This is a genomic window from Stutzerimonas stutzeri (assembly GCF_024448895.1).
GTDB lineage: Bacteria > Pseudomonadota > Gammaproteobacteria > Pseudomonadales > Pseudomonadaceae > Stutzerimonas > Stutzerimonas stutzeri_Q.
The window spans coordinates 373508-381292 of record NZ_JAMOIC010000002.1; the positions used below are offsets into that span (position 1 = coordinate 373508).

A 7785-nucleotide genomic window follows, 5' to 3' on the forward strand; every position below is an offset into this window, starting at 1 on the left:
GCGAAGGCTACTTGGCTTTTGCGACCATTAACTCAGACCAGCGAGTGGTATAGGCGGGGGAAAGCAACTCTCTGCGCATTGCCCACTCGACTGGCTTGGCTATGCGTCCTGGCTGCAGTGTGCCGCGTCCCCAGCGATTGTTGATCGCGTCCAGAGTGCTCATCAGTCGCTCGGTTTTCACGGGCTGTTCAGGGGCAAACAGATCCGGCGTGTATTCGTTCTTGCGGCACAGATCCAGGAGCAGCACTTGAGCCTTGGCGTAGCTGAAGCCTTCTCTGAAGACCTGCTGCAATCCAGCCTGAACAGCCTTGACGATCAGTCGGCTGTCGTCGGTCGGGTAGGGCAGCTGGCAGAGGACGCCATTGGCATATTTCGCTTCAGTTGGATTGAACATCCCGGTGCACAGACTGACCCTCACCTGCCTGCAGAGCGACTCCTGCTTGCGGAGCTTTTCAGCAGCGCGCGTCGCATAGCTGGTGACGGCCTCTTGGATAGGCGCTAACTCTCGCAGGCGCTTACCGAATGATCTGCTTGAGCATATCTCCTGCTTGGGTTCGATCTCGTTCTCGATCTCCAGGCACGCCACACCGCGCAGTTCGCGCACAGTTTTCTCGACCACGACATTGAATCGCTTGCGCAGTGTCCATGCATCTTACCGATACTGGCCCGAAGTTATCCAACCGGTTAAGGTGTGGCATCGATCACATATACCTCGCAGGGAAGCGGCGAGCACGCCCTGCCCTGCAAGCTTTAGGGCGGCAAAGCTTTTGGCTGGCCACAGATAAATAAAAGGAAGACTTCATGTCGATCAACCAAACTCAGCTCTACGACACCCTTCAATCTCTTACCCAGCGTGAGGATGCCCAGGCCGAGTTCATTTATGGCTTCCTGGATGCCTATGGCTTTGCCAAGAGCACCATCACCCAGGTCAGGAACGGCGGTGCTCGCAACGTGGCTAAGGTCGCGGGTGATGTGGCGCTGAAAGGCCAGCTCTATTTCCGTGCGATTCCGGCGGGCGAAAATGTTCATGAGGCGGCGGAAAGCCTGAAGGACAGCGATGTCATCAAGGCCCAGAAGATCCGCTTCGTCATCGTTACCAACTTCAATGATCTGGTGGCCTATGACGTGAAGGCTGATGAGCGCATGGAAACGCCGTTCACCGACCTGCATCAGCAGTACACCTTCTTCCTGCCGCTGGCCGGCCTCGAGAAAAGCTATACCCATTCGGAAAGCGTGGCAGACGTAAAGGCTGCTGAGAAAATGGGGCGGCTGTTCGATCTGATTCGTGAGCGTAACCAAATCAGCACTGCTGAAGAGGTTCATGCGCTCAACGTGTTCCTGACCCGGCTACTGTTCTGTTTCTTTGCTGAAGATACGGGGATCTTCGCCAAGAACCAGTTCACAGATGCGATTAAGTCGACGACCCGCGAGGATGGCGAGGATCTGGCTGAGTTCTTGGGCAAGCTGTTTGCTGTGCTCAACGAGTCGGACAACAGCAGCCTGCGGCAGTCACTGCCGAAGCACCTGAGCGACTTCCCGTATGTGAACGGCGGCCTGTTCGAGAAGGAAACGCCGATCCCGGTGTTTGGGGCCAAGTCGCGCCGTCTGTTGCTGGAATGCAGCACCCTGGACTGGTCGCAGATCAACCCCGACATCTTCGGCTCGATGTTCCAGGCGGTGATCGATGAGGATCAGCGCGGCACGCTGGGGCAGCACTACACCTCCGTGAGCAACATCATGAAGGTCATCAAGCCGCTGTTCCTCGACAAGCTTTATGCCGAGTTGGAACGCTCCCGTGGCAGTGAGAAGAAGCTCCAGGCCCTGCTGGAGCGGGTGTCGTCCATCAAGGTATTCGACCCTGCCTGCGGCTCTGGCAACTTCTTGATCATCGCTTACAAGGAGCTGCGCCGCTTCGAGATGGAGGTGTTCCGTGCGCTGAACGCCGTCAGCAAGCAGAACGTCATCTTCATGACGGGTATCCAGCTGTCTCAGTTCTACGGCATCGAGATTGACGATTTCGCGCATGAGATTGCCCTGCTGTCTCTTTGGCTGGCCGAGCACCAGATGCACCAGGAGTTCCAGGTGGCGTTCGGGCATGCCGAGCCGATGCTGCCGCTGAAAGCGAGTGGGAATATCGTGCATGGAAATAGCTTGACCATGAGTTGGGAATCGATATGTCCGCGGTTTGGTGAAAATAAATCTCCGGCTGAGGTTTATATATGTGGAAATCCTCCATTTGTTGGTAAGAAGGACAGGACAAGCGCTCAGTCTGATGATCTTGAGAGAATTCTTGGTGGGGTTAAAGGCTTTAAGTGCCTTGATTATGTTTCGTGCTGGTTTTATAAGGCCGCTGAGTTTGTCTGCGGAACGATTTGTGAGTGCTCTTTTGTTGCAACAAACTCTATTGCTCAGGGTGAGCAGGTGGGGGTTTTGTGGCCATCGATAAAAGATATTGGGGTTTCTATATCTTTTGCGTACAGACCATTTGTTTGGAAGAATAGCGCAAAGTCAAACGCTGGCGTCCATGTCGTTGTAATTGGACTCTCTTCCTCAAGAAAAGAATTCAAGATATTTGATGAGTCTTCTGGTGAATTAATGGAGTCGAAGGCGAAAAACATAAATCCTTACCTCCTTGACTCTGATTGCGGACCTGTACTGTCTAGATCTGCTGCGCTGTGCGATGTCAGTATGATTATGGATGGTAATAACTATACAAAGAGCAGCGGACTTATAATGGATAGCTCTGAGAAGGATGAGCTTATTCGGCTGGAGCCAAAATCTGCCAAGTGGATTAGGAGGTTTGTTGGTGCTGATGAGTTTTTGAAATCGAAGGATCGATGGTGCCTTTGGCTGAGAGATGCGAGAATTGAAGAAATTCTTGATATGCCGCTAGTTAAAGATAGAGTTGATTCCGTAAGGCAAGAGCGACTCCTCAGCGATAAGAAAGAGACTCGCGAGAAAGCATCGTTGGTGCCACATCTTTTCCCTGAGATTAGGCAGCCTAGAGATGGGCAATACCTTATTGTTCCTAGGGTTACGTCTGAGCGAAGAGTTTATGCCCCTATTGGGTATATGGACGCATCGGTAATCACCAGCAATCAAGTTTTGATGATTCCGGAAGCTGGCCTCTTTGAGTTCGGAGTGCTTTCATCAGAGACTCATATGGATTGGCTGAGGGTGGTTGGTGGACGGCTTGAGAGCCGTTACCGTTACTCAGCCTCTCTGGTTTACAACACCTTTCCTTGGCCAGAAGTAACCGATGCCCAGCGCAGGGAGATCGAGTTACTTGCAGAAGATGTGCTGATGGCCCGCGAAAACTACCCCGATAAGTCACTTGCTAATCTGTATGACCCGGAATTAATGCCCGATGATCTTAAGGCTGCGCACAAGGCGCTCGATGCTGCCGTTGAGCATCTCTACCGTGCTCGGCCGTTCCGTGATGCTTTTGAGCGGCTAGAGCATCTGTTCGCACGCTATGAGAAGCTGATCGAGCAGGAGAATCAGCAGAAGGCTGCTGAGGCTGCTGCCAAGAAGCTTCGTAAACCGCGCGCAGCCAAGACGGTCACCGCTGAACAACTTTGAAAGGATGCACCCACGATGGTTGATTTGCTGAAGGTTGAGTACGCCCAGACGGGCAAGAGTGCGACGCTGAATGAGATGGGGATGCGCGAGATGCAGGCCAGGGCCTTCGCCTCCCGTAACAGTCAGTACCTGCTGCTCAAGGCACCACCGGCCAGCGGGAAATCGCGGGCCTTGATGTTCCTGGGCCTCGACAAGCTGATCAACCAAGGGCTTCGCAAGGTGATCGTAGCGGTGCCGGAGATGTCCATCGGCGCCTCATTCCGGGATACCGCGCTGACCAAGGATGGTTTCTTTGCTGACTGGTCAGTGTTGCCGCACAACAACCTGTGCGTGCCAGGCGGTGAGCCTGGCAAGGTGCAGGCATTCAAGCGATTCATGGATAACCCTGCTGAGCAAACGCTGGTGTGCACCCACGCGACTCTGCGCTTTGCCTTCGAGCAGCTTACCCCTGCCGACTTCAATGACACGCTGATCGCCATTGACGAGTTCCACCACGTTTCGGTCGACGGCGAAAACCGCCTCGGTGCGCTGCTGGATGCCGTGATGAAGGAGTCCAGTGCTCACATCGTAGCGATGACCGGCTCCTACTTCCGCGGTGACACAGTGCCGATTCTGTTGCCGGAGGACGAGGTAAAGTTCGATAAGGTGACCTACACCTACTACGAACAGCTGAATGGCTACCGCTACCTGAAGTCGCTAGGCCTTGGCTACCACTTCTACCAGGGGCGCTACATCGATGCTCTGAAGGATGTTCTGGATACCCGTAAAAAGACCATCATTCACATCCCGAACGTCAACAGTGGTGAGTCCACCAAGGACAAGCACGGGGAAGTTGACCACATCCTTGATGTGATGGGGGCCGTGCTCAAACAAGATCCAAACACCGGAATCATCACTGTTCGCCGCTCTGATGGCTCGCTCATGAGAGTGGCCAATCTGGTTGATGATGGCCCGATTCGTGCCTCGGTCGTGGAGTACCTGCGGGGCGTCACATCTGGCGATGATCTCGATGCTGTGATTGCGTTGGGCATGGCTAAGGAAGGCTTCGACTGGCCCTGGTGTGAGCATGTCCTGACCATCGGCTATAGGGCCTCGATGACCGAGGTGGTGCAAATCATCGGTCGTGCCACGCGTGATTCTCCGGGCAAAACCCACGCGCAGTTCACCAACCTGATCGCCCAGCCGGACGCCGAAGATGAAGACGTGAAAGTGTCGGTGAACAACATGCTCAAGGCGATCACCCTGTCCTTGCTGATGGAGCAGGTTCTGGCACCGACCGTGAACTTCAAGCCGCGCTCGCAGCTCAAGGATGGCGAAGTTGTTGAACCCGGCACGATCATCATCAACGACGTTACCGCCCCGGTGTCCGATAAGGTCATCAAGATTCTTAATGGGGACAGTGATGACATCGTCGCCGCTTTGCTTCAGAAGCCCAAGGTTGGCGAGTCACTGATTGGTGGTGTCGAGCCCGAGGTAATCAACGAGGTTGAGCTGCCGAAGATCATCGAAACGAAGTACCCCGACCTGACCCCGGATGAGATTGAGCAGGTCCGGGTTGGCGTGCTGACCAAGGCCATGATTGGTAGCTCAGGTGGACTGTTCGATGAAAAAGATCTGCCGCCTGGGGCGGTGATCATTGGGGAGGAGGATGCTTCTGGCAGCAATGCGGGTGGTGTAGGTATCCAGCTGGAAGACTCTGATGGGGGCGCAGGCCAGAAACTGCCTCTTCCGCCGCCCAAGTCCCCAGAAGGCAGCCGCCAATTTGTGAAAATGGGCGACAGGTTCATCAATATCGATAATGTCACCATCGACCTGATTGACCAGGTTAACCCGTTCCATGGAGCTTACGAGATCCTGTCTAAGTCCGTTACGCCGGCGATGCTGAAGACCATTCAGGATGTGGTAGCGGGCGCTCGAATCACCATGACTGACGAGGAGGCGGTGATTCTCTGGCCACGTATTGTGAAGTTCCGCCAGGAGAAAGGTCGGGAGCCTTCTTTGACCTCGAATGATCCTATTGAGGCGCGCTATGCCGAAGGGTTGGAGTATCTCAAGAGGCGTAAGCGCGAGAAGCTTCAGCAGCAGGCTCAGGAAGTGTGAGGGGCAATGGAATGAACCTGCATGGAAAGAAGCAGCGAGTGCATAGTTCTCTGGACGATGTTTTTGGCGCGTCGGACGAGTATGGCTTGCTCAACGTGAAGCCCCGAGCAGCCTCGCCTGGTAAGGGGGATTTGCTGGCGTCGCGCTTTGAGGAGATCAATCAGTTCATCGATCATCACGGGCGGCGGCCATTAGCGCATGGCGACCATCTATCCGAACGTCAAATGGCCAAGCGTCTGGCGGCGACGCTGGAGAGAACTGAGGATCATGAGGCGTTGATGCCCTTCGACCGGCACGGACTGCTGTCCGGTTTTTCCCTGACACAAGGTGTGCTCAAGGACGAGCCCCCGCCTCAGTCAGCGGTGGCTCCAGAGGATGTCATCTGCATCGATGACATCCTGGGAGGGGATGATTTAGGGCTACTGGAACTGGGTGACACCAGCATTCTGGATCTCAAGCATGTCCCGCTGACGAAAGAAGTCCCGGATGAGGTCGCCCAGCGCACACCTTGCGAGGACTTCTGGCGCTTCAAGTCGATCTTCAATGATTTGCATGCGGATCTCAAAAGTGGCAAAGCCGAGACAGTCCGTTTTGCAGAGAACTGGCAAGTCGCACCTGGTGAGGCGTTTATCCTAAACGGCGTCATGTGCTTCGTGGATGAGGTTGGTGAAGAGCATGGACGTGGCGAGCATACGGATGCCCGGCTACGGCTGATTTTCGAGAACGGTACCGAGTCGAACATGCTGCGCCGTTCGTTGGGTCGGGCACTTTACATGGACGAGACCGGTCGGCGCATCTTGCAGGATCGTGACGAGGCGTTGGCCCAGGCTTTTCAGGACATTCGAGTCACGCATCGCGACCGTCGTACGGGATGCATCTACATCGTCAAAACGCTAAGCCAGAATCCCGCGCTGAAGCAGTTCCCGTATCTCTACAAGATCGGCTACACCGAGCAGACTGTAGATGAGCGGATTCGCAATGCCGAGCGGGATATTGCATTTTTGGAGAGCCCGGTTCAGAAGGTCACGGACTTCGAGTGTTTCAATATGAACCCCCAGCGCTTCGAGGCTTTGGTGCATGCTTTCCTTGCGGCGCAGCGCTTGAATGTGGAACTGATCGGAAAGGATGGCAAACATTACCGCCCCCGCGAATGGTTCGCGGTGTCGCTCGAGGTTGCCCGAGAGGTTATCAACCGGATCATTGACGGCAGCATCACCCAGTACCGAATGGACAATACGACCGGGAAGATCGTAAAAAAACGCCTCCCATCAACCGACGCGAATGGGGAGCGGGCATGAAACACCAGAGGCGTAGTTGGTGTAAGGCTGCGGAAGCTGGTTTGCACAAAAAATAATTAGATGGCTAAGTTAGAGAGAGCGGCATCCAAGCTGCTCTCTCTGGCGCATCGAGTTATCAGTGAGATTTTTTATCTGCAGCTTGCTGTAGTCGGTTAAGGAGCCAGCAAGCCAGCACCATGGCGACCAGTAGCGGTGGGAAGCGCAGCATCAGGGCCACCAGAAGCAACACCGTCAGGCAACCGGCAAAGATGCCGGCAAACATGAACGCGGCTGCGAACGTGCGTAGCAGTAGCTTCATATCGCCTCCTTACAGGTAGCCCAGCTCTGCCAGTGACACGCAGCCTTCGTTCCCCACCACGATGTGATCGAGCGTGCGCACACCGACGAGATTCAGTGCGTCCCGCAGTTTCGTGGTGAGGTTGCGATCCGCCATGCTGGGCTCAGGGTCACCCGAAGGGTGGTTGTGCACCAGGATCAAGGCGGCGGCGTTGTGCTCCAGGGCGAGCTTCACGACCTCCCTGGGGTACACGCTGGCTCCATCGAGAGTCCCCCTGAACAGCTCCTCGAACGCAATCACCCGGTGGCGGCTGTCGAGCATGAGCAGGGCAAATACCTCATGCTCATAGTCAGCCAGCAGCGCCTGTAGGTGACTGAACACCTCCTTAGGCGACGTCAGGGCGCGTCCCTTGCGCAGGCGCAGACTGGCCAGTTGCTTGGCCATCAGCAGGATGTCGTTTTCCGTCACCGGCGAATCGACCAGGTAGGTGCCTGTCGTGTCACTGGCTTTCAGCTTGTGCAGGCGCAT

At 55.2% G+C, this 7785-nt stretch carries 5 protein-coding genes and 1 pseudogene; 3 read left to right on the plus strand and 3 right to left on the minus strand.

What is annotated here, in order from left to right; genetic code table 11:
* Positions 1–7: 7 nt before the first annotated feature.
* Positions 8–652, minus strand: a pseudogene (locus tag NA619_RS03980) (DUF4113 domain-containing protein); the annotation flags it as partial.
* A 149-nt stretch (positions 653–801) separates the two neighbouring features.
* On the opposite strand from NA619_RS03980, the gene NA619_RS03985 reads away from it, so the two are divergent.
* Genes NA619_RS03985 through NA619_RS03995 form a run of 3 tightly spaced genes read left to right on the plus strand, consistent with a single transcriptional unit; the run spans position 802 to position 6980 of the window.
* A complete protein-coding gene (locus tag NA619_RS03985) occupies positions 802–3582 on the plus strand; it encodes a DNA methyltransferase (protein ID WP_199270109.1) in 2781 nt (926 codons plus the stop codon).
* Between the two features lie 15 nt (positions 3583–3597).
* Positions 3598–5682 (plus strand): DEAD/DEAH box helicase, encoded by a 2085-nt coding sequence (locus tag NA619_RS03990; protein ID WP_125863953.1) that lies wholly within the window; start codon positions 3598–3600, stop codon positions 5680–5682.
* An 11-nt stretch (positions 5683–5693) separates the two neighbouring features.
* On the plus strand, positions 5694–6980 hold the full coding sequence (locus NA619_RS03995; protein ID WP_125863952.1) for a GIY-YIG nuclease family protein: 1287 nt from the start codon (positions 5694–5696) through the stop codon (positions 6978–6980).
* 115 nt (positions 6981–7095) lie between these two features.
* Here NA619_RS03995 and NA619_RS04000 read toward each other — a convergent pair whose 3' ends face one another.
* Both NA619_RS04000 and radC read right to left on the minus strand, forming a co-directional pair.
* Entirely contained in the window at positions 7096–7278 is a 183-nt protein-coding gene (locus NA619_RS04000; protein ID WP_125863951.1) for a hypothetical protein, read from the minus strand.
* Between the two features lie 9 nt (positions 7279–7287).
* Positions 7288–7785, minus strand: a complete 498-nt coding sequence (radC, locus tag NA619_RS04005) for a RadC family protein (protein ID WP_158187352.1) — start codon at positions 7783–7785, stop codon at positions 7288–7290.

What these genes read in the sequence shown, in the direction of transcription:
- radC (WP_158187352.1), bottom strand. Translation starts at nt 7,785, where the DNA reads ATGCGCCTGCACAAGCTGAAAGCCAGTGACACGACAGGCACCTACCTG.
- NA619_RS03985 (WP_199270109.1), top strand. Translation starts at nt 802, where the DNA reads ATGTCGATCAACCAAACTCAGCTCTACGACACCCTTCAATCTCTTACC.
- NA619_RS03990 (WP_125863953.1), top strand. Translation starts at nt 3,598, where the DNA reads ATGGTTGATTTGCTGAAGGTTGAGTACGCCCAGACGGGCAAGAGTGCG.
- NA619_RS04000 (WP_125863951.1), bottom strand. Translation starts at nt 7,278, where the DNA reads ATGAAGCTACTGCTACGCACGTTCGCAGCCGCGTTCATGTTTGCCGGC.
- NA619_RS03995 (WP_125863952.1), top strand. Translation starts at nt 5,694, where the DNA reads ATGAACCTGCATGGAAAGAAGCAGCGAGTGCATAGTTCTCTGGACGAT.